The sequence below is a fragment of the Mycobacterium marinum genome (assembly GCF_003391395.1).
GTDB classification, from domain to species: Bacteria; Actinomycetota; Actinomycetes; order Mycobacteriales; family Mycobacteriaceae; genus Mycobacterium; species Mycobacterium marinum.
In genome coordinates this window covers 4,978,428-5,004,535 of sequence record NZ_CP024190.1, presented here as the reverse complement: position 1 = coordinate 5,004,535, position 26,108 = coordinate 4,978,428, and the positions used below count along the sequence as shown (strand labels likewise).

22 protein-coding genes are annotated in these 26,108 nt (G+C 65.7%); 14 read left to right on the top strand and 8 right to left on the bottom strand.

The genetic code is table 11. From position 1 onward, the window contains the following. The first annotated feature begins 19 nt into the window (after nucleotides 1–19). From rseA to tatB, 3 genes are all read left to right on the top strand, one after another. Entirely contained in the window at nucleotides 20–424 is a 405-nt protein-coding gene (gene rseA / locus CCUG20998_RS20940; RefSeq protein ID WP_011742080.1) for an anti-sigma E factor RseA, read from the top strand. A 171-nt stretch (nucleotides 425–595) separates the two neighbouring features. Next, nucleotides 596–2,110: a serine protease HtrA gene (gene htrA / locus CCUG20998_RS20935; RefSeq protein WP_012395787.1), complete on the top strand. Its 1,515-nt coding sequence runs from the start codon at nucleotides 596–598 to the stop codon at nucleotides 2,108–2,110. Further along, on the top strand, nucleotides 2,110–2,502 hold the full coding sequence (gene tatB / locus CCUG20998_RS20930; RefSeq protein ID WP_011742078.1) for a Sec-independent protein translocase protein TatB: 393 nt from the start codon (nucleotides 2,110–2,112) through the stop codon (nucleotides 2,500–2,502). The genes htrA and tatB overlap by 1 nt, the downstream gene beginning before the upstream one ends. Before the next feature lie 15 nt (nucleotides 2,503–2,517). Here tatB and CCUG20998_RS20925 read toward each other — a convergent pair whose 3' ends face one another. From CCUG20998_RS20925 to CCUG20998_RS20905, 5 genes are all read right to left on the bottom strand, one after another. Continuing rightward, complete coding sequence (locus tag CCUG20998_RS20925) at nucleotides 2,518–3,678, bottom strand: Mrp/NBP35 family ATP-binding protein (RefSeq protein WP_012395785.1); 1,161 nt, start codon at nucleotides 3,676–3,678, stop codon at nucleotides 2,518–2,520. A 51-nt stretch (nucleotides 3,679–3,729) separates the two neighbouring features. Further along, complete coding sequence (locus tag CCUG20998_RS20920) at nucleotides 3,730–5,136, bottom strand: lytic transglycosylase domain-containing protein (RefSeq protein WP_038580441.1); 1,407 nt, start codon at nucleotides 5,134–5,136, stop codon at nucleotides 3,730–3,732. Nucleotides 5,137–5,254: 118 nt separating this feature from the next. Next, nucleotides 5,255–5,785 carry a DUF1003 domain-containing protein gene (locus tag CCUG20998_RS20915; RefSeq protein WP_020729940.1) on the bottom strand — a complete coding sequence of 177 codons (531 nt, stop codon included), beginning with the start codon at nucleotides 5,783–5,785 and terminating at the stop codon, nucleotides 5,255–5,257. Beyond that, nucleotides 5,782–7,089, bottom strand: coding sequence for a magnesium transporter MgtE N-terminal domain-containing protein (locus CCUG20998_RS20910; protein WP_012395782.1), 1,308 nt, complete (start codon nucleotides 7,087–7,089; stop codon nucleotides 5,782–5,784). Before CCUG20998_RS20910 ends, CCUG20998_RS20915 begins: the two co-directional genes overlap by 4 nt. A gap of 99 nt (nucleotides 7,090–7,188) precedes the next feature. Next, entirely contained in the window at nucleotides 7,189–7,857 is a 669-nt protein-coding gene (locus CCUG20998_RS20905) for a DUF4190 domain-containing protein (protein WP_012395781.1), read from the bottom strand. A gap of 241 nt (nucleotides 7,858–8,098) precedes the next feature. On the opposite strand from CCUG20998_RS20905, the gene CCUG20998_RS20895 reads away from it, so the two are divergent. The 8 genes from CCUG20998_RS20895 (at nucleotide 8,099) to CCUG20998_RS20860 (ending at nucleotide 16,715) form a co-directional block, all read left to right on the top strand. Then, nucleotides 8,099–8,626: a YflT domain-containing protein gene (locus tag CCUG20998_RS20895; protein WP_012395780.1), complete on the top strand. Its 528-nt coding sequence runs from the start codon at nucleotides 8,099–8,101 to the stop codon at nucleotides 8,624–8,626. Between the two features lie 10 nt (nucleotides 8,627–8,636). Beyond that, nucleotides 8,637–10,073 carry an extracellular solute-binding protein gene (locus CCUG20998_RS20890; RefSeq protein ID WP_020729943.1) on the top strand — a complete coding sequence of 479 codons (1,437 nt, stop codon included), beginning with the start codon at nucleotides 8,637–8,639 and terminating at the stop codon, nucleotides 10,071–10,073. 8 nt (nucleotides 10,074–10,081) lie between these two features. Beyond that, nucleotides 10,082–10,978 carry a carbohydrate ABC transporter permease gene (locus CCUG20998_RS20885; RefSeq protein WP_050674698.1) on the top strand — a complete coding sequence of 299 codons (897 nt, stop codon included), beginning with the start codon at nucleotides 10,082–10,084 and terminating at the stop codon, nucleotides 10,976–10,978. Then, the gene (locus CCUG20998_RS20880) at nucleotides 10,968–11,819 is read left to right on the top strand and encodes a carbohydrate ABC transporter permease (protein ID WP_020729945.1); all 852 of its coding nucleotides are present in this window, start codon (nucleotides 10,968–10,970) and stop codon (nucleotides 11,817–11,819) included. The genes CCUG20998_RS20885 and CCUG20998_RS20880 overlap by 11 nt, the downstream gene beginning before the upstream one ends. Nucleotides 11,820–11,823: 4 nt before the next feature. Then, complete coding sequence (locus CCUG20998_RS20875) at nucleotides 11,824–13,011, top strand: ABC transporter ATP-binding protein (protein ID WP_038580434.1); 1,188 nt, start codon at nucleotides 11,824–11,826, stop codon at nucleotides 13,009–13,011. Further along, nucleotides 13,008–13,601, top strand: a complete 594-nt coding sequence (locus CCUG20998_RS20870; RefSeq protein ID WP_020729948.1) for a suppressor of fused domain protein — start codon at nucleotides 13,008–13,010, stop codon at nucleotides 13,599–13,601. The genes CCUG20998_RS20875 and CCUG20998_RS20870 overlap by 4 nt, the downstream gene beginning before the upstream one ends. Before the next feature lie 281 nt (nucleotides 13,602–13,882). Then, nucleotides 13,883–15,328 (top strand): amino acid permease, encoded by a 1,446-nt coding sequence (locus CCUG20998_RS20865; protein ID WP_020729949.1) that lies wholly within the window; start codon nucleotides 13,883–13,885, stop codon nucleotides 15,326–15,328. Between the two features lie 241 nt (nucleotides 15,329–15,569). Then, nucleotides 15,570–16,715, top strand: a complete 1,146-nt coding sequence (locus CCUG20998_RS20860) for an LLM class flavin-dependent oxidoreductase (RefSeq protein WP_116269139.1) — start codon at nucleotides 15,570–15,572, stop codon at nucleotides 16,713–16,715. A 4-nt stretch (nucleotides 16,716–16,719) separates the two neighbouring features. Here the strand turns inward: CCUG20998_RS20860 and corA are convergent, their stop codons facing one another. Continuing rightward, nucleotides 16,720–17,820 (bottom strand): magnesium/cobalt transporter CorA, encoded by a 1,101-nt coding sequence (corA, locus tag CCUG20998_RS20855; protein ID WP_020729952.1) that lies wholly within the window; start codon nucleotides 17,818–17,820, stop codon nucleotides 16,720–16,722. Nucleotides 17,821–18,003: 183 nt separating this feature from the next. On the opposite strand from corA, the gene CCUG20998_RS20850 reads away from it, so the two are divergent. The 3 genes from CCUG20998_RS20850 to CCUG20998_RS20840 all read left to right on the top strand — a co-directional run bounded on the left by CCUG20998_RS20850 (nucleotide 18,004) and on the right by CCUG20998_RS20840 (nucleotide 21,229). Then, complete coding sequence (locus CCUG20998_RS20850) at nucleotides 18,004–18,993, top strand: malate dehydrogenase (protein ID WP_012395771.1); 990 nt, start codon at nucleotides 18,004–18,006, stop codon at nucleotides 18,991–18,993. A 200-nt stretch (nucleotides 18,994–19,193) separates the two neighbouring features. Continuing rightward, nucleotides 19,194–20,366, top strand: coding sequence for an NAD(P)-dependent malic enzyme (locus tag CCUG20998_RS20845; protein ID WP_099052722.1), 1,173 nt, complete (start codon nucleotides 19,194–19,196; stop codon nucleotides 20,364–20,366). Between the two features lie 11 nt (nucleotides 20,367–20,377). Next, nucleotides 20,378–21,229 (top strand): glycine betaine ABC transporter substrate-binding protein, encoded by an 852-nt coding sequence (locus CCUG20998_RS20840; protein WP_020729954.1) that lies wholly within the window; start codon nucleotides 20,378–20,380, stop codon nucleotides 21,227–21,229. Between the two features lie 36 nt (nucleotides 21,230–21,265). Here the strand turns inward: CCUG20998_RS20840 and CCUG20998_RS20835 are convergent, their stop codons facing one another. Together CCUG20998_RS20835 and CCUG20998_RS20830 are read right to left on the bottom strand one after the other, a co-directional pair. Next, the gene (locus CCUG20998_RS20835) at nucleotides 21,266–22,099 is read right to left on the bottom strand and encodes an SDR family NAD(P)-dependent oxidoreductase (protein WP_012395768.1); all 834 of its coding nucleotides are present in this window, start codon (nucleotides 22,097–22,099) and stop codon (nucleotides 21,266–21,268) included. 156 nt (nucleotides 22,100–22,255) lie between these two features. Further along, nucleotides 22,256–25,993, bottom strand: a complete 3,738-nt coding sequence (locus CCUG20998_RS20830) for a multifunctional oxoglutarate decarboxylase/oxoglutarate dehydrogenase thiamine pyrophosphate-binding subunit/dihydrolipoyllysine-residue succinyltransferase subunit (RefSeq protein ID WP_020729956.1) — start codon at nucleotides 25,991–25,993, stop codon at nucleotides 22,256–22,258. Nucleotides 25,994–26,108 lie beyond the last annotated feature (115 nt).

The following is a 26,108-nucleotide window of genomic DNA, read 5'->3' as shown; positions in this document are numbered from 1 at the left end:
TGGCGGGAAGGAGCTGGTCATGGCCGACCGGGGGCATGTGTTTCGGCGCGCGTTCTCTTGGCTTCCTGCTCAGTTCGCTTCTCAAAGCGATGCGCCGGTAGGTGCGCCTCGTCGCTTCCGCTCTACCGAGCACCTGTCCATCGAGGCGATTGCGGCGTTTGTCGACGGTGAGCTGCGGATGAACGCACACCTGCGGGCCGCGCATCATTTGTCGATGTGTCCGCAATGCGCGGCCGAGGTAGAGGACCACACCCGGGCGCGGGCGGCGCTGCGTGACTCCCATCCCATCCGCATCCCAACCGCGCTGCTGGGAATGCTGTCGGAGATTCCGCATCATCCGTCGGAGGGCGCCCCCGAGGACACCACCGGGCTCGCCGACTCGTTCGCCGAGCGCCAGGCCCGTGATCAGCGGAAGCGGCGCTAGCTTGGCAGCTGCGCGCCGATACGCACGGCCCGGGAGTTGCTGCGTGCGGGTTCATGCCGACTAGCCGGGATCCATGGATACTAGGGTGGACACCGACAACGCCGTGCCAATAGGACGGCTCGTGTTGACTCCCGTCTCGAACGCTCAATTGAGGATGTAGAAGAGGATCACGTGACCTCCGACCAAGGCAACAACAGTGGCCAAGACGGCGGCCCCCGCCTGGCGCCCCGTCCCATCTCCCGGCCACCAGTCGATTCCGCGGCGCGGCAAACGTTCGGGCGTCCATCGGGGGTCCAGGGATCGTTTGTGGCCGAGCGGGTGCGCCCGCAGCGGTATCGCGACCAGTCCGAGTACGAGCCCCACGATCAACCGGCGGACCCGGTATTGGAGGAGGCCTTCAGCCGTCCCGTCGGCGGTGCCGACTCGCTGCAGCGCCACCCCATCGACGCCGGCGCCTTGGATGCCGAGAAAGACGGCGGCCAGGCGGACGAGGCTGATGACCCATGGCGCGATCCGGGTGCTGCGGCAGCATTGGGTACCCCCGCGGTAGCCGCGCCGTTACCGCAGGGCGCGCTGGGCCGAACCGGCAAGCTCGGCGTTCGTGACGTGTTGTTCGGCGGCCAGGTTTCCTACCTGGCGCTGATTGTGCTGGCCGTGATCGCGCTGGTGATCGGGGCGCTCGGCGGTGTCATCGGCCGCAAGACGGCCGAAGTCGTCGAGGCGTTCACAACGTCGAAGGTGACCTTGTCCACCAACGGCAACGCCCAAGAGCCGGCGGGCCGGTTCACCAAGGTGGCGGCCGCGGTCGCCGACTCGGTGGTAACCATCGAGACCAAGAGCGACCAGGAGGGCATGCAGGGTTCCGGTGTCATCGTCGATGGGCGTGGCTACATCGTCACCAACAACCACGTGATCTCCGAGGCCGCCAACAACCCCAGCCAGTTCAAGACGACCGTGGTGTTCAACGACGGCAAGGAGGTGCCGGCCAGCCTGGTGGGCCGCGACCCCAAGACCGACCTGGCGGTACTCAAGGTCGACAACGTCGACAATCTGACCGTGGCCCGCCTCGGCAATTCCGACAAGGTCCGGGTTGGCGATGAGGTGCTGGCGGTCGGTGCGCCGCTGGGCTTGCGCAGCACGGTGACCGAAGGCATTGTCAGTGCGCTGCATCGCCCGGTCCCGCTGTCGGGGGAGGGCTCCGACACCGACACGGTCATCGACGCCATCCAGACCGATGCCTCGATCAACCACGGCAACTCCGGCGGTCCGCTGATCGACATGGACTCCCAGGTGATCGGCATCAATACCGCCGGCAAGTCGCTGTCGGACAGTGCCAGCGGGCTGGGTTTCGCAATCCCGGTCAATGAGATGAAGTTCGTCGCCGAAACCCTGATCAAAGACGGGAAGATCGTGCACCCGACGATCGGGATCACGACGCGCTCGGTGAGCAACGCGATTGCCTCGGGTGCGCAGGTGGCCAACGTAAAGGCCGGAAGCCCCGCGCAGAAGGCCGGAATCCTGGAAAACGACGTGATCGTAAAGATCGGCAACCGCAGTGTTGCCGACTCCGATGAATTCGTCGTCGCCGTGCGTCAGCTGACCATCGGGCAAGACGCCCCGGTGGAGGTCGTCCGCGATGGTCGCCATGTCACGCTGACCGTCAAACCCGACCCCGATTCCAGCTAGTGTTCGCCAACATCGGCTGGGGGGAAATGCTCGTGCTCGTCGTGGTCGGGCTGGTCGTGCTTGGGCCGGAACGGCTCCCGGGCGCCATCCGCTGGAGTTCGGGCGCGTTGCGTCAGGCGCGTGACTATCTCAGCGGGGTCACCAGCCAACTCCGCGACGACATGGGGCCTGAGTTCGATGATCTGCGCGGGCAGCTCGGCGAGTTACAGAAGCTGCGGGGGATGACGCCGCGTGCGGCGCTGACCAAACACCTGCTCGACGGCGACGACTCGATCTTCACCGGGAACTTCGACAAGGCGGCGTCTGCAACTCCGGCCGTGGATGCGGTGGCATCCGCCCAGGAGGCGCCGGATGAGCCGGTTCGCCCGCCGTTTGATTCCGACGCAACCTAGACCGTAAGCGAGCGCTCAGCGCCGCTTCGGGTCCAATCCCAGCGACATACCGGTCAGCCCACGGCGTCGCGAGGCCAGGCTGTCGGCGATGCTGAGCAGCTCCTTGCCCACCGCGGAGTCGGGTGCGCGCAGCACCATCGGCATTCCCGAATCCCCGGCGTCCACCAGTGCCGGGTCCAGCGGGATCTGTCCGAGCAGCGGCACGTCGGCGCCGACCGCGCGGGTCAGCCTTTCTGCCACTTGCCGGCCACCGCCCTCACCGAATACGTGCATCGTGGTGCCATCGGGCAGCGTCAGCCCAGACATGTTCTCCACCACGCCGACAATCCGCTGGCGGGTTTGTAGCGCGATGCTGCCGGCGCGTTCGGCCACCTCGGCAGCGGCCAGCTGCGGCGTCGTGATGACCAGGATCTCAGCATTGGGGATCAGCTGAGCCACCGAAATGGCGATATCGCCCGTACCGGGCGGCAGATCGAGCAGCAGCACATCCAGGTCGCCCCAGTACACGTCGGCCAGAAACTGCTGCAGGGCCCGGTGCAGCATCGGTCCCCGCCACACCACCGGTGTGTTTTCCTGGGTGAACTGGGCGATCGAGATCACCCGCACCTCATGGGCGATGGGCGGCAGGATCATCGACTCGACCTGGGTGGGCCGGTCGGTGGTGCCCATCATCCGCGGAATGGAGTGGCCGTGGATATCGGCATCGAGGACGCCCACCGACAGGCCGCGGGCGGCCATTGCGGCCGCCAGGTTGACGGTGACGGTGGACTTCCCCACGCCGCCCTTGCCCGAGGCGACCGCATATACCCGCGTCAATGAGCTGGGTTGGGCGAACGGGATGACCGGTTCGCGCGCGTCCCCGCGTAGCAGCTTGCGCAACTCGGTGCGCTGCTCGTCGCTCATCACATCCAGACTGACCCGCACGTCCCCGGTACCGGGCACGTCGGCCACCGCTTGGGTGACGCGCTCGCTGATTTCGGTCTTTTTCGGACACGCACCGGTGGTGAGGTAGATCTCGACGTGCACCGCGCCGTCGGGGGCGACCTCGACGCTCTTGACCATTCCGAGTTCGGTGATGGGGCGGCGCAGCTCGGGATCAACCACCTTGGCCAGTGCGGCCCGGATGGCTTGGGTTGTCGAGGACTGATCGGCGGCGTTATCTGGGGTTCCGGACATCACTGCCGAGTCTATGCGGCTGCGGCTACGGCCCTGCGGCCAGCCAAGTGGTCAGTGGACCGGGGTGAGTACCGGTTCGCCGGGAGCCGGCCCGCTGGGTGTGGGGGTGGGGGCAGGCCCAGCCGGCGCCGGTGCGCCGGGTGCCGGTGCCGGGCCAGCGGGTGCAGGTGCCGGGCCGGCCGGTGCCGGACCACCGGGTACCGGCGGGCCAGCCGGTGCGGGTGCGGGAGCCGCCGGCGGACCGCCGACCGGGGGAGCGCCCAGTGGAGCCAGTGGATCTGGCGGTGGCGGCGCGGCGGGGGCAGGCGGTGGCGGCATGAGTCCGAACGGCATCGGAGCGGGTGGCGGGACCGCCTCGGGCGGGTTGGTGACGCAGATCAGGGTGCACCCGGGCTGTGGCGCCAACGGCTGCGGCGTGGGCTGCATCCACGGGAACATCGGCGGGGGAGGCGCCGGCATCTGCGGCGGGGCAAAGTCGATCAACGGCATGTGGGAGAGCGGGTCGGCGGGCCCCAAGCCGTTGGCGTTCAACGGCAAATTCGGGCCGAGGCCTTCCGGATGCTCCAGGTGAGCGTCGCCAATCGGTGGGGGCGGCCCGGTAATCGGCGGCAGGTCGACGGGCAGCACGCCGGTGGCGTACGCCGCGGCCCAGCCCAGCACGTTTTGTGCGTAGGGCATCGAGTTGTTGTACCGCAAGATCGCGGCCATGACCTGACCTGGATCCCGTAGGTTCAGCCCGCCGCTGCACAGGTACCGGGCGGCGGCCAGCGTGGAGTCGAAGATGTTTTGTGGGTCGGGCACCCCGTCGCTGTCGCCGTCGGAGGCGTAGCGCGCCCAGGTGCCGGGCAGGAACTGCATTGGGCCCATTGCCCGGGCGTAGGTGACCCGGTTGCCGACCTTGCTTTGGATGATCACTTCGTTGCCGGGCAGGGTGCCATCCAGGGCGGGCCCATAGATCGGGTTCACCGCGGTGCCGCGTTCGTCAACGGCCCCGCCGTTGGCGTGCATCGATTCGATGCGGCCGATGCCGGCCAGCAGGTTCCAGCTGATGCCACAGGCCGGAGCGGCGGTGGCCATTTTCTGCTCGGCATTGCGATAGGCGGTCAGCGCCATGATGGGAATGCCCAGGGCTCCGGGGGCATTCACGACTCTCGCCGGCGGTGGGGCCGCGGTGGTGCCCGCAGCGATGTGGAAGTTGGTCGGAGGGCGCTCGACGGCGACGATGCTCGGGCCGGACAGGTCGATGGCGGGCGACGGTGCCACCGCCGCCACCGGCGTGATGGCAGCCCGAACGGCCGGTGTCTTCCCGTATGACGCGGGAGCCGTGGCGCCGACCGCGCCCGCGAATACCAATGGGGTGATCATGGCGATGCCGAATACCGGCGTTTTCGCACGGAGTGCTCGTTGCCGCACCGATGCGACGGCCGGGTGAGCAACCCAGCGGCCCCCTATGCGCACCTCGACCGTCCTCGATGTTTATGTATGGCGTCGGGAAACTTACATATCGATAACTTCGTGAACTAGATCACCATACATAACTCCTGTGACGCGAGTGGCGCAATGGGGTACTCGGATCTCAGTGGGATTTCTTGGCCCGCCGCTCGGTCCCGTCGGTTTCCGCATCGGGTTGGTCCGACTGCAGTTCCGCGACCAGGTCGCGCAGACTGTCCAGCTCGTGGCGCAGATAGTCCCGAGTCGGTACCGCGCCGATGGCCAGGCGCAAGGCGGCCAGCTCGCGGGCCAGATACTCGGTGTCGGCCTTGGTCTGCGCGGCGCGGCGGCGATCACCGTCGAGCAGGACACGGTCGCGGTTCTCCTGCCGGTTCTGGGCCAGCAGAATCAGCGGTGCCGCATAGGAGGCCTGAGTGGAGAAAGCCAGATTCAGCAGGATGAAAGGGTACGGATCCCAGCGCAGCTTGACCGCGAACAGGTTCAGCGATATCCAGATCACCACGATCAGCGTCTGCACCAGCAGGTAGCGCCCGGTACCGAAGAAGCGTGCGATGGACTCGGTCGTTCGCCCGACCGCCTCGGGATCCAGTCGCGGTGCAAAGGCGCGTGATGTCCGAGGGGTGTACAGCCGTCGTGCCGCTGGGGTCTTGCTCACAAGGCTCCTCCGGATCTGGCAGGTCTGCCGGCGGGGTCGAGCTGCTGGACGTCCACCCGCCAGTCATGGGGCAGCAAGTGGTCGAGCAGGTCGTCGACGGTGACGGCTCCCAACAGGTGGTTCTGGTCGTCGACCACAGGCCCGCACACCAGGTTGTAGGCGGCGAAGTAGCGGGTCACGGCGGCCAAGGGGGTCTCTGGTGTCAGGGTCAGTAGGTCGGTATCCACGATTCCGCCGACCAACTCGGCCGGTGGTTCGCGAAGTAGTCGCTGCAGATGCACGTAGCCCACATAGTGGCCGGTGGGCGTCGCCGTGGGCGGGCGCGCCACGAAAACCATGGATGACAACGCTGGGGTCAGGTCCGGATCACGCACCCGGGCCAGCGCCTCGGCAACCGAGGTGTCTGGGGTCAGCACCACCGGATTCGAGGTCATCAGCCCACCCGCGGTGTCGGGAGAGTGCTGCAGCAGGCGGCGCACCGAGTCGGAGTCGTCGGGGTCCATCCGAGTCAGCAAGACCTCGGCATCGGTTGGATTCAGCACACCGAGCAGGTCCGCGGCGTCGTCGGGATCCATCTCCTCGAGCACATCCGCGGCGCGCTCGGTACCCAGCTGGGAGAGCACCTCGGCCTGATCCAGCTCGGGCAGCTCCTGCAGGATGTCGGCCAACCGCTCGTCGTCGAGAGCCTTGAACACCTCGTAGCGGCGCTTCGACGGGAGCCCGCGGATGGCGTCGGCGACGTCGACCGCCCGCCGCCCCTCGAACTGGTCGAGCAGCTGAGCAACGTCCTGATCGGGCATCGCTAGGGCCGATGGAGTCAGCCCGCGCACGTTTTGCCAGTCGACGACGTGTAGCGGCCCGCGGCGTCCCAGCCGTCGCGGGCTGCGGACGGCGACTCTGGTGACCATCCAGTCGCGTGTTCGGGTTTGCTCGATCCCCAGGTCGGTGATCACGATGTCGGCGTTGGCCAGCTCCGGCAGGTCGGGGTCGTTCACCCGCACCGGCGTGTCAAGCACCTGGCCAATCGCCAGCACTTCGCCCGGCCGCTGCTCGAAGTGGCGCAGCGACACGCTCGCGGTGCTCAGTGTCACCGCGTTCGGCTCAATTGCGGCAACCCGCAGCATCGGTATGAAGATGCTGCGACGGGTGGCCAAATCGACGACCAACCCCAGCACTCGCGGTTGCTGGCGCACGATGCTGATGCTGATCACGACGTCGCGGACCCGCCCGAAGGTTTCCCCGAATGGCCCCAGCACCATCATTCGTGAAAGCCGTGCCACGTACACCCTGTTGACCGATCCCATGGTGGAAAGCGTAGGCAGCCCCCCTCGGCGGGGTGCCGAGCCGGGTTGCCGATTGCCGCGAACGTGTCGCTAGTTGACCGCTATCGCGCCGATGAACCGCTAGTGAGAGGGAATGCTGAAGATTCCGACTACCAGGTAGATCAACAGCGTCGCGACCGCGATCACGATGCCGGCCACCGCCAGGCCGTAGCCATCTTCGCGGGTTTGCTTGATCTGGTTGATTGCGATGGTGCCGACCACGATCGCCACGACCGAGCCGATGCAGCAGAACACACCGACCAACGACGACACCAGCGCGACGATCGCCATGGTGTTCATGCCGGGCAGCGCCGGTCCATAACCCGCCATCGGATCCGGTGGCGGGTAGTACCCGCCGGGGTAGGACGGCGGCGGGTAGTTAGGTGGCGGCGCGCCGTAAGGTGCCGCCATGGGCGCGGGGGGCGGCGGGGGCGGAGGGTACGGCGTGCCCCCGTACTCGCCCGCGGCCGCGCCGTAGGGCGGGTACCCGGGCGGTGGGTAGCCGGGCGGGGGTGGGTACCCGGTCGCGTAGTCGGGTGGATATCCGCCCGGTCCGACCGGCTCCGGCGGGTAGGCGGGCGGCGGATAGGACGGCGCTGGGTAGTCGTCGGCTGGTGATGCCGCTTCCGGGGCAGCCCAGGGGGCGTCGGGCGGTGGGGAAAAGGGTTGTTCGGAAGGCTGCTCACCGGGTGGGGGTGAGGCAGCGCCGTCGTGGGCACCCTCGTCGAAGGAGCCGCCGGGTGCTGTCATGGTGACAACCTAACCTATCTGTACGCCGTGGGTTGTGTCCGTCAAGCGACCTCCCGCGCCGCCGGCCCGGGGCCCTATCCAGGCATGATGGGCCAGGTCCAGGCGGTTTACCGGTTGCTCGGGGTCATGCGATGCGTGCACGGACATCCCGAAGATGAAACGATGGCCAAGGCATACAAAAATGAGGACTAATACGGACCGATAAGGACCGACAAGAACCAATGAGGACCAATGAGGACCGATGACTAGCCCCTTCCAGCCCGGACAGGTTCCCGGCTCAACGTCGCCCGCCGGCGCTGCGGGCCGGCGCGGTGTGCCTGGATTGCCCACCCCGCCAAAGGGCTGGCCGGTGGGGTCCTATCCCACCTATGCCGAGGCGCAACGCGCGGTCGACTATCTGTCTGAACAGGACTTCCCGGTCCACCAAGTGACGATCGTCGGCGTCGATCTCATGCAGGTGGAGCGGGTCACCGGTCGGCTGACTTGGCCCAAGGTGCTCGGCGGTGGGGTGCTCAGCGGAGCGTGGCTGGGTCTGTTCATCGGCCTGGTACTCGGTTTCTTCAGTCCCAACCCATGGGGTGCTCTGGTCACCGGCTTGGTTGCCGGGGTGTTCTTCGGCCTGATTACCTCAGCGGTTCCGTACGCAATGGCGCGCGGGACCAGAGACTTCAGCTCCACCATGCAATTGGTGGCCGGCCGCTATGACGTGCTCTGCGATCCGCAGAATGCTGAGAAGGCGCGAGATCTGCTGGCGCGCCTGGCAATCTGACACCCGCCGGATGCGCGCAGGTCAACCTCGCAGCCATCGCGGGCGGGTGTGGCCGCCGGGCACGGCCGTGTTGGCGGCGCTGACCATCGCATCGGCGCTGTTGGCGCTGCCTGCCTGCCGGTCCGGCAACAGTGGCCTGGTGATCGGCTTCTACACGCCGTCCGCCGATGCGACCACGTTCGCCGCGGTCGCGCAGCGCTGTAGCGAACGAGCCGCCGGCAGGTACACCATCGCGTACGTCGGCTTGCCCAGGTCTCCCGATGAGCAGCGGCTGCAACTCGCTCGGCGGCTGGCCGGAAACGACCGCACCCTCGACGTGATGGGCTTGGACGTGATGTGGACCGCCGAGTTCGCCGAAGCGGGGTGGGCGCTGCCGCTGTCGGAGGACCCGGCGGGACTCGCCGAGACGGACGCGACGATCGATACCTTGCCGGGGCCATTGAAGACCGCCACCTGGAAGCATCGGCTATACGCGGCTCCGGTCACCACCAACACCCAATTACTTTGGTATAGAGCAGATTTGGTTGCTCAACCGCCGGAGACCTGGAACGCGGTGGTGGCGGAAGCGGGTCGGCTGCGTGCGGCCGGTCAGCCAACCTGGATCGCGGTGCAGGCCAACCAGGGCGAGGGTTTGATGGTCTGGTTCAACACCGTGCTGAGCAGCGTTGGTGGCCAAGTGCTTTCCGACGACGGCACCCGGGTCACCCTGACCGATACCCCCGCGCATCGCGCCGCGACCGTTGCGGCCCTGCGGGTCCTCAAATCGGTGGCGACGGCGCCCGGAGCCGACCCGTCCATCACGCGCGCCGAGGCGGGAACGGCCCGGTTGGCTTTCGAACAGGGTAAGGCGGCCCTGGAGCTCAACTGGCCCTATGTGTTCGCCTCGATGCTCGAGAACGCGGTGAAGGGGGGCGTGCCATTCCTGCCGCTTGACCGGCTTCCCGAACTGGCCGGCAGCATCAACGACGTCGGGACGTTTGTGCCTACCGACGAGCAGTTCCGCATCGCATATCTGGCCAGCCAGAAGGTGTTTGGCTTTGCGCCCTATCCCGCGGTATTACCGGGACGGCCGGCCAGGGTGACCATCGGCGGGCTGAACCTGGCGGTGGCCAGCACGAGTCGCCACAAAGCGGAGGCGTTCGAGGCCGTCAGGTGCTTGCGTGACCCGCAGAGCCAGAAACGTCTCGCCATCGAAGGCGGTCTGCCGGCGGTGCGGACGTCTTTGTACGCCGATCCACAGTTTCAGGCGAAGTATCCGATGTACCGGATCATTCGTCAGCAGCTCACCGAGGCCGCAGTGCGGCCCGCGACGCCGGTCTATCAGGCCGTGTCGCTGCGGTTGTCGGCGGAACTGAGTCCGGTCACCGAGATCGACCCGGAACGGACGGCCGACAAGCTCGCCGCGCAGGTCCAGCAGGCGATTGACGGCAAGGGCCTGCTTCCGTGACCGCCTTGATGCGCTCCGGGGGACGCCGTGCGGAACGGCGCCTGGCGTTCGCCCTGGTGGCGCCCGCGACGATATTGATGCTGCTGGTGATCGGCTATCCCATCGGCTACGCGATGTGGCTGAGTCTGCAGCGCAACAACTTGGCCACCCCGAACGAAACCCGGTTCATCGGCTTGGGCAATTACCAGACCATCTTGGTCGACCGCTATTGGTGGACGGCTCTTGCGGTGACCGCCGCCATCACGGTGGTCTCGGTGGCGTGCGAATTCGTGCTGGGCCTGGCTCTGGCGCTGGTGATGCACCGCAGCCTGGTGGCCAAAGGATTGGTGCGTACGGCGGTGCTGGTTCCCTACGGAATCGTCACGGTGGTCGCGTCATACAGCTGGTACTACGCGTGGACGCCGGGCACCGGCTATCTGGCGAACTTGCTGCCGCAGGGGAGTGCGCCACTGACCCAGCAGATTCCGTCGCTGGGCATCGTCGTGATCGCCGAGGTATGGAAGACCACGCCGTTCATGTCGCTGCTGCTTCTGGCCGGGTTGGCCATGGTTCCCGAAGACCTTTTGCAGGCGGCGCAGGTCGACGGTGCGGGCGCCTGGCGACGACTGACCAAGATCATTCTGCCGCTCATCAAACCGGCTGTGCTGGTGGCGCTGTTGTTCCGCACCCTGGACGCTTTCCGGATTTTCGACAACATCTACGTGCTGACCGGGGGCGACAACGACACCGCGTCGGTATCGATTCTAGGCTACGACAACCTGTTCAAGGGATTCAATGTGGGCCTCGGCTCGGCGATCAGCGTGTTGATCTTCGGTTGTGTCACTCTCATTGCGGTTGTCTTCATCACGCTGTTCGGCGCCCATCAATTCCATTCTGCGCCAGGTGGTGTCACCGATGCGCGCTGAGACTGCGACCGTGACGACGGGTAGCGGGCGGCGAACGTTCTGGGTGGTCATCGACACCATGGTCGTGGTCTACGCCCTGCTCCCGGTGCTGTGGATCTTGAGCCTGTCGCTCAAGCCGACATCAACGGTCAAGGACGGCAGACTGATTCCGTCGTCGGTCACCCTCGACAACTATCGCGGCGTCTTCGGCGGAGACCTGTTCAGCTCGGCGCTGATCAACTCGATCGGGATCGGATTGACCACCACCGTGATAGCGGTGCTGCTCGGTGCCATGGCGGCCTATGCCGTCGCGCGGCTCGATTTTCCGGGCAAACGACTGCTCGTCGGGGTCACACTGCTGATCACCATGTTTCCGGCGATCTCGCTGGTGACCCCGTTGTTCAACATCGAACGCCGGATCGGGCTGTTTGACACCTGGCCCGGACTGATCCTGCCCTACATCACTTTCGCACTGCCGCTGGCCATCTACACGCTGTCGGCGTTCTTCCGGGAGATTCCATGGGACCTGGAGAAGGCGGCGCAAATGGACGGGGCGACACCGTATCAGGCGTTTCGTAAGGTGATTGTGCCGCTGGCCGCGCCCGGGCTGGTGACGGCCGCGATTCTGGTGTTCATCTTCGCCTGGAACGATCTGCTGCTGGCGCTGTCGCTGACCGCGACCAAAGCATCGATCACCGCACCGGTTGCGATCGCCAATTTCGCCGGTAGCTCTCAATTCGAGGAACCGACCGGATCGATCGCGGCGGGCGCGATGGTGATCACGGTGCCGATTATCGTCTTCGTACTGATCTTCCAACGACGGATTGTCGCCGGGTTGACCTCTGGCGCTGTGAAGGGGTAGCGCAATGGCCGAGATAGTGCTCGAGCACGTCAACAAGAGCTACCCCGACGGCCACACGGCGGTAAGAGACCTCAACATCACCATCTCCGATGGAGAATTCCTGATCCTGGTGGGACCTTCCGGCTGCGGTAAGACCACGACGCTGAACATGATTGCCGGCCTTGAGGATATCTCTTCGGGGGAACTGCGGATCGGCGGCGAGCGGGTCAACGAGAAGGCGCCCAAGGACCGCGACATCGCCATGGTTTTTCAGTCTTATGCGCTGTATCCGCATATGACGGTGCGACAAAACATCGCCTTTCCCCTCACGCTGGCCAAGATGAAGAAGGCGGCGATTGCGCAGAAGGTGGAAGAGACGGCCAAGATCCTCGATCTGACCAGCTTTCTCGATCGCAAACCGTCGCAGCTGTCCGGCGGCCAGCGCCAGCGCGTCGCCATGGGCAGGGCAATCGTGCGCCATCCCAAGGCGTTCCTGATGGACGAACCGCTGTCGAACCTGGATGCTAAGTTGCGGGTCCAGATGCGTGGGGAGATCGCCCGGCTGCAGAAGCGGCTGGGCACCACCACGGTCTATGTCACCCATGATCAGACCGAGGCCATGACATTGGGCGATCGGGTTGTGGTCATGCACGCCGGCGCGGCACAACAGATCGGCACTCCCCAAGAGCTGTACGAACGGCCGGCCAATCTGTTCGTAGCCGGGTTCATCGGCTCACCGGCCATGAATTTCTTCCCAGCGGTTCTGACGCCGACGGGGCTGACCCTGCCATTTGGCGAGGTGACGTTGGATCCGCAAGTCCAGCAAGTGATTGCCCAGCATCCTCGACCCGCGAACATCATCGTCGGGATCCGGCCCGAGCAGATCCAAGACGCCGCATTGATCGATGCCTACCAACGTATTCGGGCGCTGACTTTCGAGGTCAGCACGGACTTGGTGGAGTCACTGGGCTCGGACAAGTACGTGTACTTTTCGACCGCGGGTTGTGATGTGCACTCGGCTCAGCTCGACGAGCTGGCAGGCCTGGAGGGGGGGTCGGAAGTGATCGAAAATCGTTTCGTGGCACGGGTTTCTGCCGAGTCCAGGGCGACCTTGGGGAGGCCGATCGAGTTGGCATTCGACACCACCAGGCTCACCGTTTTCGATGCCGACACGGGTGCCAACCTGACCAACCCGATCGCGGCGGTCCAGTGACCCAGATTCTGGACCAGGTGCGCACTCACCTGCACGGCTACTTCGAGTCCGAGCCCGACACGGCGAGTGTGACGTTTCTGGGCGCTGATCCGGTCGAGGTACTTCGGTTCCGCTCCGCGGCGAGCGGATTGGTCCACTATGTGTCGCTAGGGTGTTCGCGTCACCCGATGAACGATCCGACCCAGCTGGTCGCCGATCCTCACCGTGGACCACGCGCCGAAGTTGTGCTGAGCCTGCGCAATCCGGAGCCGGCCAGCGGTCTGGCACGCAGCATCGCGATACTGGCTGCGACCCCCGCGGTCGACGGCGTGGTGCTGGTCGCGGACGCGTTGATCGATCTCGGCACCCCGTTGTGGGCACGCGCATCGGAGCGGGTCGCTTTCACCGCGGTCTTGCTGGGCCGCAGCGACATCCCGGATCTGCCGCAGCAGCAACCGCGCGACCCGGTGCAGTTTCTCTGCGCGACGCCCATCACCGCGACCGAGGCGGCCTGGGTGCGGCTCAAGGGCGCTGAGGCCATGCGCCAGGCGTGGCGCAACGATGGGGTGGATGTGCTGGACCCGCACCGCAAGGCCGTCCAACCTGGCTGACCCTGCCGGGCGCGGACCCGGAATTCGGCGCTGATCAGCAGTTAGATCCGCCACAGGACGCTGCCGCGGGGTGGGCGATGCCCGACGCGGGTCAACGGGCCCTGACCCGCGCTGAACTGCCAAAACGCCGGCACCCGGGCGCCTGGCCGGCAGGTCCGGCGGTGGCGGAGTTTCGCGCGACCTGAGCCGATGGGTTGTCTAGCCCGGCCAATCTTGACAGCTTTCCTCAAAACCTGGCCGCGCGGATTCGTTCCGTGCGCAGGGGATCCGATGGAGGCAACATGGCAGGTGCGGATACCGAGCACGAGATCGCGTTGGGCAAGGGCCTGCGCCAGCGTCATCTGAGCTTGATAGCACTGGGTGGGGTCATCGGAGCGGGCTTGTTCGTCGGAAGCGGGGTGGTGATTGCCGGCACCGGACCCGCGGCGGTCATCTCCTTCCTCATCGCCGGTCTGATCACGATGTTGATCATGCGGATGCTGGCCGAGATGGCGGCGTCTCAGCCTGTGGTCGGGTCCTTCTACGTCTATGCGCGCCAGGCGTTAGGCCCGCGCGGGGGCTTCGTGACCGGCTGGATGTATTGGTACTTCTTCGTTGTGGTGGTCGCGGTGGAAACCGTCGCGGGTGGGCGCATCCTGCAACTGTGGGTGCCGCAGATTCCGCTATGGGTGCTCAGCCTTGGCTTGCTGTTGGCGTTGACCGCAACGAATCTGGTGTCGGCCAGGTCTTTTGGCGAATTCGAATATTGGTTCTCGTCCATCAAGGTGATCGCGGTAGTTGTCTTTCTGGGTCTGGGTTCGTTATGGACCATGGGATTATGGCCCTCTGCCACACCGGGATTGGGCAAGCTGGTCGACTTCGGTGGTTTCGCGCCACTGGGTTGGGGCGCGGTGCTGGCCGCCGTGGTGCCGTGCGTCGCGTTTTATACCGGTGCCGAGATCGTCACGGTGGCCGCCGCGGAGTCCGCCGAGCCGGAGCGCGCGGTTTCGCGGGCGATGAAATCGATCGTCGCGCGCATCATCGCCTTCTATGTCGGGTCCATATTGGTCGTAGTCGCCGTGGTGCCGTGGAACACCAAAAGCGTTGGGGTGAGCCCGTATGCGTCCGCGCTCGCGGTCATCGGCATTCCCGGGGTTACCACGGTCATGAACGCGATCGTTCTGACTGCGGTCCTGTCCTGCCTGAATTCGGCGTTGTACACCACTTCGCGGATGGCGTTCGCCCTGACCATCCACGGTGACGGACCACGGTTTTTCACCAAGCTTTCCCGCAGCGGCGTGCCGCGGCGAGCGATCATCTTGGGTACCACCGTCGGCTATGCGTCGGTCGTTGCGACCTACGTCTGGGGCGATGTGGTATTCGAGTTCTTGGTCAACTCCTACGGTGCGGTAGCGCTTTTCGTCTACCTGATCATCGCGATCTCGCAGGTGATCCTGCGCCGCCGCGCCGAACGTGAAGACCCCGGTGGGTTGCGGCTGAAGATGTGGCTTTTCCCGTGGTTGAGTTACGCCACCATCGCCCTGATGGCCAGCGTGATCCTGGCGATGGCGGCGCTGTCGGCCACCCGGTCACAGTTCCTGATGAGCGGGGTAACCCTGGTGCTCATTCTGGCCACCTACGAGGTCCGTCGCCGGCGCCGGGTTGCGGTCGCCAGGAACGCGACCGTCGCGGCGCGGGCGTTCCAACCGGGCGTGCCGATGCCTGCCTGTGCGCAAAGATGCGGGTAACCGGCGTGCCAGACGAAGTGATCCACCCTGATGTCGGCGCGGGCGCGGCGCCGGCGTTACCGGCCGCAGGGCTTGGCATCTCAGACAACCCGATGCGCCGGGTCGGCCAAACCGTGCCGAATATCCCGTGCCGGCGGCATCGCTGACGCCCATTCGGATTGCATCCGTACAGATTTGAAATCGTGACGACGCCGGCTGGCTAAGCCAGCATGGGTCGATCGAAGTTAGGAGAACTAGGTACATGGCACTGTCATTTCATTGGTTCCTGCCCACCTACGGCGATTCACGCGGGCTGGTCGCCGGCGGGCACGGTCTGCCGATGTCGGGCAATCGGCCTGCGACCCTGCGGTATTTGAATCAGATTGCGGCCGCGGCGGAGAGCAACGGTTTCGAGGCGGTCCTGACGCCGGCCAGATTGTGGTGCGAGGACGCCTGGTTGACCACGGCGATGCTGGTTGGGACCACCGAAACGTTGAAATTCCTGGTAGCACTGCGGCCCGGACTGGTCAGCCCGACCTTGGCCGCGCAGATGGCCACGACCTTTCAGCAACAGTCGGGGGGACGGCTGCTGCTCAATGTCGTCACCGGCGGGGAGGCACACGAGCAGCGCGCTTACGGCGACTTCCTGGACAAGCAACAGCGCTACCGCCGCACCGGGGAGTTCCTGCACGTGGTTCGCCAACTCTGGGCTTCCGGTCAACCGGTTACCTTCGAAGGCGAGCACATCCACGTGCACCAGGCTGAGTTGGGACGCCTGCCCGACCCGCCGCCGCCCGTGTTCTTCGGCGGCTCGTCGGAAAGCGCCGGGGCAGTGGCGGCCCGCTACGCCGACACCTATCTCACCTGGGGTGAGCCCCTCATCGCGGTAGGCAAGAAGATCGATTGGATCCGGGGTCTGGCCGCCGACCATGGTCGGGCGCTGTCGTACGGACTGCGCATCCATGTGATCACCCGAGATACCGCCGAAGAGGCGTGGCGAGTGGCAGACCGGCTGCTGGCCGGAATCGATCCCGCCGACATCGAACGGATGCAGGCCAATCTGGCGCGCAGTGAGTCCGAGGGACAGCGACGGATGGCCGAGCTACATGGGGGCGTCCTCGATCAACTCGAGATCGCGCCCAACCTGTGGGCCGGTGTGGGATTGGTGCGTGGGGGAGCCGGGACGGCCCTGGTCGGCTCGCACCAAGAGGTCGCCGAACGCATCATCGAGTACGCCCGGCTCGGAATCAGCCACTTCATCTTGTCCGGATATCCGCATCTGGAAGAGGCCTACTGGTTCGGTGAGGGCGTGCTGCCGATCCTCGAACGCAAACGACTATGGCATCGGCCGCACGGGTCATCGCCGCATTCGGCTGAGCTGCCGGTGGCTCACTCGTCGGTCAACTGAGCGTTCACAGCCAGTTTCGGTGCCGGAAGCTGCGGTAGAGGATCAGACAGATGATGGCCATGGTGCCGATCACCGCGGGGTAGCCCCACCATGCATCCAGCTCGGGCATGAAATGGAAGTTCATCCCGTAGATGCCGGCGATCATGGTGGGTACCGCGATAATGCCCGCGTAGGCCGAGATCTTGCGCATGTCCATGTTCTGCTGCATGCCGACCCGCGCCAGTGCGGCCTGCACCAGCGAGTTGAGCATCTCGTCGTAGCTGGAAACTTGCTCGGCGGCCTCGGTCTGGTGGTCGGCGACGTCGCGCAGATACCGCCGGACCTCTTTGGAGATCAGATCTTTGTTGTCGGTCTGCATGCGCCCGAAGGCGACCGACAGCGGGTGCACGCACCGGCGCAGTTCCACCACTTCGCGTTTTAGTAGGTAGATCGGTTCTACGTCGAGTTTGCGGCCCGGCTGGAAGGCCACTACCTCGATGCTGTCGATGTCGGTTTCCATCAAAGACGTGACCGACAAGTAGTGGTCGACGACGTAGTCGGCGATGGCGTGCATCACCACGAAAGGCCCCAGCTTCAGATGTTCTGGGTCAGCGTCCATTCGTTTGCGCACTTCCGACAGGCCGCCGTGTTCACCGTGGCGCACGGTGATCACAAAATCCTTCCCGACGAAGATCATGATTTCGCCGGTCTCGACGATCTCGCGGGCCAGCACCACCGATTCGTGCGGAACGTAGTTCACGGTCTTCAAGACCAGGAACAGCGTCTCGTCATAGCGTTCCAGCTTGGGCCGCTGGTGGGCGTGCACGGCGTCCTCGACCGCCAGCGGGTGCAAACCGAAAACATCGGCCACGTCTTGCATCTGTTTCTCGTCGGGCTCGTGCAGCCCAATCCAGACGAATGCGTCCTGGCCCGCCAGTTCGATCTCGCGCACCTCGTTCAAGGCATCGGCGTACTCATACTTGCCGGGTATTCGCCGACCTTCGACGTAGACGCCACAGTCGACCAATGTCTGGGCCCGCGGCGCGGGCTCGGCATCAGTCTGTTGTGGTCGAGGTCGTGCGACGGTCCTAAGCGATTCGGGCAGCGCGTCAAATCCCTGGAACATGTCACCTCCGATCGCAGTGCAGGTTTGACCGGGCGGTGCTCCATGCTACGCCGTTTCGGCACGTCAACGTGGGACCGGAGGTATCGGCATGGGTCTGGATACTTCGGGTCGGTGCGGGTGCGCTAGTTTCGACCCGAAACCCAAACCCCAATATGCAGACTTCTCCATAAGGAGTACCCCGACGTGAGCGCAAGTCCCCTCAAGGTTGCCGTCACCGGTGCCGCCGGCCAGATCGGCTACAGCCTGTTGTTCCGCCTGGCCAGCGGCTCGCTGCTGGGCCCGGATCGTCCGATCGAGCTCCGCCTGCTCGAGATCGAGCCGGCGCTCAAGGCGCTCGAGGGCGTCGTGATGGAGCTTGACGACTGTGCGTTCCCGCTGCTGTCCGGCGTGGAGATCGGCTCGGACGCGAACAAGATTTTCGACGGTGCGAATCTGGCCCTGCTCGTCGGTGCGCGTCCGCGCGGTCCGGGCATGGAGCGCAGCGACCTGCTCGAGGCCAACGGCGCGATCTTCACCGCTCAGGGTAAGGCGCTCAATGAGGTCGCCGCGGACGACATCCGCGTGGGAGTGACCGGTAACCCGGCCAACACCAACGCCCTGATCGCGATGACCAACGCCCCCGACATCCCCCGGGAGCGGTTCTCGGCGCTGACCCGCCTGGACCACAACCGCGCGATCTCGCAGCTGGCTGCCAAGACCGGTGTCGCGGTCACCGACATCAAGAAGATGACCATCTGGGGCAACCACTCGGCCACCCAGTACCCCGACCTTTTCCACGCCGAAGTCAAGGGCAAGAACGCGGCCGAGGTGGTCAATGACCAGGCGTGGATCGAGGAGTACTTCATCCCGACCGTCGCCAAGCGTGGTGCGGCGATCATCGACGCGCGCGGCGCGTCCTCGGCCGCTTCGGCCGCGTCGGCGACCGTCGACGCAGCCCGTTCCTGGTTGCTCGGCACCCCCGCCGACGACTGGGTCTCGATGGCTGTCCTCTCCGACGGTTCCTACGGTGTGCCCGAGGGCCTGATCTCCTCGTTCCCGGTCACCACCAAGGACGGCAACTGGAGCATCGTCAAGGGCCTGGAGATCGACGAATTCTCCCGCGGCCGCATCGACAAGACGACCGCTGAACTGGCCGACGAGCGCAAGGCGGTCACCGAGCTCGGCCTGATCTAGTTCAACGCGCAGCACCGGCCATGACGGGGTAGGCATCACCCGACGTGGCCGGTGTTGCCGTTTCGGCCCCGCGCGCCGGCTCTCCCGACTATCGATCTCTGATCAGGCATAACGTGGCCAGTGGATAGTTTCGCCTATGCGGCCAGTACCCTAGGGCGGTGCCAGATACCGCGACTTCAGCGCTGAAACCAGCGAAAGCCCTGAGTAGCCCAACCTCACTGAGCCCGCAGGTTGTCATCGACAACGACGAGATCTTCCGGGCCCACGTAGACGGCAAGCTTTCGGTAGCGCTCAAGGCGCCGCTGGACACCCAGCGCGCATTGTCGATCGCCTACACCCCGGGGGTGGCGCAGGTCAGTCGGGCGATCGCCGCCGATCCGGCTCTGGCCGCCCGCTACACCTGGGCCAACCGGCTGATTGCCGTCGTGAGCGACGGCAGCGCGGTCCTGGGTCTCGGCGACATCGGGCCGGCCGCAGCGCTGCCGGTAATGGAAGGTAAGGCCGCGCTGTTCCAGGCCTACGGTGGCTTGAACGCGATCCCGATCGTGCTGGACACCAAGGATCCCGACGAGATCGTTGAAACCCTGGTGCGGTTGCGGCCCACTTTCGGCGCGGTCAACCTCGAGGACATCTCCGCACCGCGCTGCTTCGAGATCGAACGCCGGGTCATCGAGGCGCTGGATTGCCCCGTCATGCACGATGACCAGCACGGCACTGCGATCGTCGTGCTGGCCGCGCTGATGGGTGCCAGCAAGCTGCTTGGCCGCGACATGACCTCGCTGCGGGCGGTGGTTTCCGGCGCCGGAGCCGCCGGCGTCGCGTGTACCAACCTGCTGCTTGCCATGGGGGTTTTCGACATCACCGTGCTCGACTCGCGCGGCATTCTGCACACCTCGCGCGGCGACATGAACAGCGTGAAACTCGACCTGGCCCGGCGCAGCAACCCCCGTGGCCTCAGCGGCGGTATGGCCGAAGCGCTCGACGGGGCCGATGTGTTCCTCGGGGTGTCGGGGGGCCTGATTCCCGAAGAACTGATTGCCACGATGGCTCCCGGCGGCATCGTGTTCGCGCTGTCTAACCCGGACCCGGAGATACATCCCGATATTGCCGCCAAGTATGCGGCGGTGGTGGCTACCGGCCGCAGCGACTACCCCAACCAGATCAACAACGTCCTGGCGTTCCCCGGGGTGTTTCGTGGCGCGCTCGATGCCGGTGCGCGCCGGATCACCCAACGGATGATGGTTGCCGCCGCCGAGGCGATCTTCTCGGTTGTCAGTGACGATCTCGCGCTCGACAAGATCGTTCCGAGTCCGCTGGATCCCCGGGTCGGGGAAGCCGTCGCCGCCGCAGTGGCGATCGCTTCCGACGTCTGAGGCGCCCGGGTGTGAAAATCGGCAGGCTGGCCGCGCTGCTGCTGACGGCGGCGCTTGTGGTCGCCGGTTGTGGGGGTGGCGACCGTCGCGGCGCTGCGGAGCTGGTGGTCGGAGCCACGGCCGACTCCGAGTCGACGCTGCTGGCCGACATCTACGTCGCGGCCCTGCGGTCATACGGATTCCCGGCGCGGGCCGCAACCGCCGCCGACCCGATGGCGAAATTGGACTCCGGTGACTTTACCGTGGTCCCCGCCTTCACCGGTGAGGTCTTGCGGGCGCTACAGCCAAGCGCCACGGCGCTTTCTGACAAAGAGGTCTACCGGGCCATGGTCTCGGCGCTGCCGGAAGGCATTACCGCTGGTGACTACGCCACCGCCGCCGAAGACAAACCCGCACTGATGATCACCCAAGCCACCGCCGACAGGTGGGGGGGCAGCGAACTGTCCGTGCTGGCGCGCCACTGCGACGGGCTGGTGGTCGGGAAGGTCGGCGGCGGCGCCACCCCGGCGATGGTGGGCCCGTGCCGGCTGCCCGCGGCGGGTGAATTTCCCGACGGTGCCGCGATGTTCGCCCGGCTGCGCGACGGACGGCTGACCGCCGCATGGACCAGCACCGCCAACCCCGCTGTTCCCGCCGGCCTGGTCATGCTGGCCGACGGCAAGCCCGCGCTGATCCGGGCCGAGAACGTGGTGCCGCTGTATCGGCGCAACGCGCTCAACGAACGTCAGCTGCTGGCGGTCAACGAGGTGGGCGGTGTGCTGGACACCGCGGCGCTGGTGGACATGCGCCGCCAGGTTGCCGGGGGTGCGGACCCGCAGGCGGTGGCCGACGGTTGGCTGGGCGAGCATCCGCTGGGGCGTTGAGCGGTTTCGCCGTCCTAAGTGCGGGGCCCGCAGACCTCAGCGGTGCGAGGCCGGCACCAGCCGGCCCAGCACCGGCATGAACAGCCGCTGATATCCAGAACCGGTCAGACGCACCACGATGTCCAGGGCTTTGGCGTCCGGGCCGACCAGCACGCGGGCCTTGTTCTTGCGGACCGCCCCCAGGATTATCTTGGCGGCTCGTTCCGGACTGGTGCGGGCCACCCGCTTGTCGAACATCTTGGCCAGTTCGTCGGAATCCAGTCCCTCGGCGGCGGTGGCGTTGCGGGCGATCGCTGTCTTGATGCCGCCCGGGTGCACGGTGGTGACCCCGACCGGATGGCCGGCCAGGATCATCTCCTGGCGCAGTGCCTCGGTGAAGCCGCGCACCGCGAACTTGGCCGCGTTGTAGGCGGCCTGTCCAGAAACTGAGAACAACCCGAACACGCTCGAAACGTTGATGACGTGGCCGTCTCCTGAGGCGATCAGATAGGGCAGGAACGCCTTGGTGCCGTTGAGCACGCCGCCGAAGTCGACGTCCATCACCCGATCGATGTCCTTGAACGCGCAGACCTCGACATCGCCGGTGTGGCCGATGCCGGCGTTGTTGTAGATCTGGTTGACCTTGCCGAAGTGCTCGTTGACCGCGTCCGCGTAGGCCAAGAATGCCTCACGCTCGGTCACGTCGAGTCGATCGGTCTTGACCTCAGCGCCGAGCGCCGTCACCAGCTTCTCGGTCTGCGCCAATCCTTCGGTGTCGACGTCGCTGATCGCTAGCTTGGCACCGGACCGGGCCAACTCGATCGCGAGCGCCCGCCCGATACCCGATCCCGCCCCGGTAACGACGGCGACTTTCCCGGCGAAGCCCTCCATGAACACCCTTCCTCGCGTCAGCCCACTTGTGATCGAGGTTAACCGGTACCGGCGGTCCTCGTTAGTAGGGGTGAGAACAGGAGCCGGCCCTTAGCCGGACTCCTGACGCCGGGAGCACGTCCAGCCCATGGTGGGCAGGTCGCGGGCGGCATGTCCTCAGCCGAACGCGGTGTCCAGGATCTCCTGCTGTTCGACGGCGTGCACCTTCGACGAACCTGATGACGGTGCCGACATGGCCCGGCGGGAAATGCGCTTGACGCCGCTCAGCTTTTCGGGCAGCAGCTCGGGCAGCTCCAGGCCGAACCGTGGCCACGCCCCCTGGTTGGCCGGCTCCTCCTGCACCCAGAAGAACTCCTTGGCGTTGGGGTAGCGGTCCAGCGTTTCGCGCAGCCGGCGCCTGGGCAGTGGAGCGAGTTGCTCGACCCGCACGATCGCCACGTCCTCACGCTTGTCCTTGGCCTTGCGGGCCACCATCTCGTAGTAGATCTTGCCGCTGGTCAGCAGGATCCGGTTCACCAAGTTGCGGTCGCCGACGCCGTCCTCGTAGGTGGGTTCCTCGAGCACCGAGCGGAACTTGATCTCGGTGAAGTCCTTGATGTCACTGACCGCGGCCTTGTTGCGCAGCATCGACTTGGGCGTGAAGACGATCAGCGGGCGCTGAATCCCGTCGAGAGCATGCCTGCGCAGCAGGTGGAAGTAGTTCGACGGAGTCGACGGCATCGCGATGGTCATCGAGCCCTCCGCCCACAACTGCAGGAAGCGTTCGATGCGCCCGGAGGTGTGGTCGGGGCCTTGCCCCTCGTGCCCGTGCGGTAGCAGCAGCACCACGTTGGACAGCTGGCCCCACTTGGCCTCGCCGGAGCTGATGAACTCGTCGATGATCGATTGCGCGCCGTTGACGAAGTCGCCGAACTGCGCTTCCCACAGCACGACGGCGTCGGGGTTGCCCACCGTGTAGCCGTACTCGAAGCCCACCGCCGCGTACTCCGACAGCGGTGAGTCATAGACCAGGAACTTGCCGCCGGTCGGGCTGCCGTCCTTGTTCGTGGTCAGCAGCTGCAGGGGGGTGAATTCCTCGCGGGTGTGGCGGTCGATGATCACCGAATGACGCTGCGAGAAGGTGCCGCGCCGGGTGTCCTGCCCGGAGAACCGCACCAGCTTGCCTTCGGCAACCAGCGAACCAAGCGCCAGCAATTCGGCGAAGGCCCAGTCGATCTTGCCTTCGTAGGCCATCTCCCGGCGCTTTTCCAGCACCGGCTGGACCCGTGGATGGGTAGTGAACCCGTCCGGCACGGCCAGGAACGCGTCGCCGATGCGGGCCAGTAGCGATTTGTCCACCGCGGTCGCCAGCCCCGCCGGAATCATCTGGTCGGATTCGACGGATTCGCTGGGTTGGGCACCGTGCTTCTCGAGCTCGCGGACCTCGTTGAACACCTGCTCCAGCTGGCCCTGGTAGTCGCGCAGGGCGTCCTCGGCTTCCTTGATCGAGATGTCGCCACGGCCGATCAGGGCTTCGGTGTAGCTCTTGCGGACCCCGCGTTTGGTGTCGACGACGTCGTACATCCGCGGGTTGGTCATCGACGGGTCATCGCCCTCGTTGTGTCCGCGCCGGCGGTAGCACAGCATGTCGATGATGACGTCTTTGTTGAACCGCTGCCGGAAGTCCACCGCCAGCCGGGCCACCCACACGCATGCCTCGGGGTCATCGCCGTTGACGTGGAAGATCGGTGCCCCGATTGTCTTGGCGACGTCGGTGCAATATTCGGTGGACCGCGAGTACTCGGGCGCGGTGGTGAAGCCGATCTGGTTGTTGACGATGATGTGGATGGTGCCGCCAACACGGTAACCAGGCAGATTCGCCAGGTTCAGTGTCTCGGCGACCACTCCCTGTCCGGCGAAGGCGGCGTCGCCGTGCAGCATCATCGGCACCACCGAGAAAGCGCGTTGATTCTCGGTGTCGGTCTCGCCATGTTCGAGCAGGTCCTGCTTGGCCCGGACCAGACCCTCGAGCACCGGGTCCACGGCTTCCAGGTGTGACGGGTTGGCGGTCAACGACACCTGAATGTCGTTGTCTCCGAACATCTGTAGATAGACGCCAGTGGCACCGAGGTGATACTTCACATCGCCGGAGCCGTGCGCCTGCGACGGGTTCAGATTGCCCTCGAACTCGCTGAAAATCTGCGAGTACGGCTTGCCGACGATGTTGGCCAGCACGTTGAGCCGGCCGCGGTGCGGCATGCCGATGACCACTTCGTCCAGGCCGTACTCGGCGCACTGGTCGATCGCGGCGTCCATCATCGGGATGACACTCTCGGCGCCCTCGAGTGAGAAACGCTTCTGGCCCACGTACTTGGTCTGCAGGAACGTTTCGAAAGCCTCGGCGGCGTTCAGCTTGCTCAGCACGTATTTCTGTTGGGCCACAGTCGGTTTGACATGCTTGGCCTCGACGCGCTGCTGCAGCCACTGCTGCTGTTCGGGTTCGAGGATGTGTGTGTACTCGACGCCGACATGACGGCAGTAGGCGTCGCGCAGGATCGACAACACGTCGCGCAGCTTCATGTTCTGCGGTCCGGCAAAGCAGCCGCCGACCTTGAACGATCGGTCCAGATCCCACAGCGTCAGCCCGTGGGTGCACACGTCCAGGTCGGGGTGACTGCGGAAGCGAGTCTTGTCCAGGCGAAGCGGATCGATGTCGGCCATCAGGTGACCGCGGTTGCGGTAGGCGGCAATCAGCTCGATGATCCGGGCGTTCTTGTCGACGATCGAGTCCGGGTTGTCGGGGCGCCAGCGCACCGGCAAGTAGGGAATGCTCAACTCGCGGAAGATCTCGTCCCAGAACTCGTCGGCGAGCAGCATCTGGTGGATGGTGCGCAAGAAGTCGCCGGATTCCGCACCCTGGATGATGCGGTGGTCATACGTCGAGGTCAAAGTGATCAGCTTGCCGATACCGAGTTCGGCGATGCGCTCCTCGCTGGCCCCTTGGAACTCGGCCGGGTATTCCATGGCGCCGACACCGATGATGGCGCCCTGACCGGCCATCAGCCGCGGCACCGAATGCACGGTGCCGATGGTTCCGGGGTTGGTCAGCGAAATCGTCACGCCGGAAAAGTCTTCGGCGGTCAGTTTGCCGTCGCGGGCCCGGCGCACGATGTCCTCGTAGGCGGTGACGAACTGCGCGAACCGCATGGTCTCGCACCGCTTGATCCCGGCCACCACCAACGCGCGTTTGCCGTCTTTGCCCTGCAGGTCGATAGCCAGGCCCAGATTGGTGTGCGCCGGCGTGACCGCGTTTGGCTTGCCGTCGACATCGAGGTAATGCCGGTTCATGTTGGGGAACTTTTTGACCGCCTGCACCAGGGCGTAGCCCAGCAGGTGCGTGAACGAGATCTTGCCGCCGCGATTGCGCTTGAGCTGGTTGTTGATGACGATCCGGTTGTCAATCAACAGTTTGGCCGGCACCGCGCGGACGCTGGTTGCGGTCGGCACGTCCAGCGATGCGGACATGTTCTTCACCACCGCCGCGGCGGCGCCGCGCAGCACCTGCATCTCGTCGCCCTCGGCGGGTGGCGGCGCGGGAGCCTTTGCTGGAGCCGCGGCTGGCTTGGCGCTGGGTGCCGCGGCGGGCGAGCCGTTACCCGCCGCGGGCGGGCCGGCGGCGGGTTTGGCGGGCGCCGGTGCGGGCGCGGGCTTCGCCGGAGCGGCGGCGGGCTTCGCCGGGGCTACGGCGGGCTTTTCCACGGTGGGTTCCGTCGCTTCCTGAGTCGACTCGGGGTTGTAGTCAACCAGGAACTCGTGCCAGCTTGGATCGACCGACGAAGGGTCGTCGCGGAACTTGCGGTACATCTCCTCGACCAGCCATTCGTTTTGTCCGAATGGTGAACTTATGTTGGCCACGGCCGCTGTTCGCCTCAATTCCTTGTTCTAAACGTCCTGCAAGCGCCAACGCGCGACGCCTGCGACTTCTTCCAGCCCCGGATTGGCGGGGCGCTTCACATCCCCGGCGGTTCGG